At 73.7% G+C, this 518-nt stretch carries 1 protein-coding gene; it reads right to left on the bottom strand.

Features of this window, described 5'->3' with window-relative positions; all coding sequences use genetic code 11:
* Positions 1-384: hypothetical protein (locus tag AC27GT_RS01000; RefSeq protein ID WP_487223390.1), on the bottom strand; the 384-nt coding region annotated here is incomplete at its 3' end.
* Positions 385-518 lie beyond the last annotated feature (134 nt).

The following is a 518-nucleotide window of genomic DNA, read 5'->3' as shown; positions in this document are numbered from 1 at the left end:
GGCGTCCGCCACCTCCTCCCGGAAGTCTCGGGGGTCCAACCCGAGGGGCATTTCGCGGAGGCGGTCCCGGAGAGGCCTCTCCGGGAGGAACACCCGCTCCTCCTCCCGGTTCCGGAGCCACGGGGACCCCGGATCCCTCCCTTCCCCCGGAAGGGGTTCCTCCGCTTCCTCCCCGCGAAGCCGGACCGGGTCCTCCTTCCGCGCCCGGAGGCCCGCCTCCGGCCCCCGTTCGGGGCCCCGGTCCCCCCGAAGGTGGAGGTGCGGTTCCCGGAAATCCGCCCTGAGCCGGTCCTCCCGCATCTCCCGGGGTAGAAGGGCGTTTTCCGGCACCCGCCGCTCTTCCGTCCGGAGTAGGGGGAGAGGTTCGGGGGCCCGCTCCTCCATTTTGGGGGTCCCGGTCGGGAGGGCCCCCTCCTTCTGGACCCGGGGGAGATCCTCTTCGGCCTGGAGGCCCCCCAGGTCCCGGTCCCGCGGTTCCTGCTCCTTCGAGCGCTCCGAACCGCCGCGGTCCTCCCCCT

It is taken from the genome of Thermus sp. KWY1 (assembly GCF_057547025.1).
The sequence above is the reverse complement of the archived record's forward strand: the minus strand, read 5'-3'. Positions and strand labels throughout refer to the sequence as shown.